Genomic DNA, 926 nt, shown 5'->3' on the forward strand with positions numbered 1-926 from the left:
AAAACCGTGTTTGTGGCGTGCTTACTGGCGACATGGGGTTAGATAAAAACGGCGAGCAAAAAGCCAATTTCGAGCCGGGTATCGAACTTCGAGCTAAGTTTACTCTGTTTGCTGAAGGGGCTCGTGGCCATATTGGTAAGCAATTGATTAACAAATTTAATCTCGCTGAAGATAAAACGCCACAGCACTATGCGATTGGCTTTAAAGAGCTGTGGGAAATACCTGCAGAGCAACATCAGCAAGGATTGGTTATTCATGGATTAGGTTGGCCGTTGGCAAACGAAGCAAGTGGTGGCAGTTATCTTTATCATCTTGAGGGCAACCAAGTCGCAGTTGGCCTGATTGTTGACCTTAATTACGAAAATCCCCACCTGAGTCCGTTTGACGAATTTCAGCGTTTTAAACATCACCCGTTGATTGAGCAGTACCTGAAAAACGGTAAGCGCATCAGCTATGGGGCTAGGGCGATTGCCAAAGGCGGCTTTCATTCCCTTCCGACCCAACAATTTGCGGGTGGACTATTGATTGGCTGTGATGCTGGCACGCTCAATAGCGCGAAAATCAAAGGCACGCATACCGCGATGAAGTCGGGGATACTCGCCGCTGAAGCCGTTTTTGAAGCGATTTCAAATCAATCGGTTATTGCCGACTACCAAAGCCATTTCAAACAGTCATGGCTATATGAAGAGCTTTATCAAGCACGCAACTTCTCTAGCGGAATACACCGTTTTGGCTCTTGGTTAGGTGGTGGTTTAGCGATGTTGGAACACAACGTGTTAAAAGGCAAAGCAAAGTGGAATGTACGTTGTGAACATCCCGATCATCAGTCTTTGATTCTGGCGGAAAACAGCGATGAGATCCTCTATCCGAAGCCTGATGGTGTGTTGAGTTTCGACCGTCTTTCTTCCGTCTATTTATCCAATATT

The 926-nt window shown here is 46.2% G+C and carries 1 pseudogene; it reads left to right on the forward strand.

From position 1 onward, the window contains the following. A pseudogene (locus R7R24_RS25370) lies at positions 1-926 on the forward strand (electron transfer flavoprotein-ubiquinone oxidoreductase); the annotation flags it as partial.

It is taken from the genome of Vibrio sp. 704, from assembly GCF_033339295.1.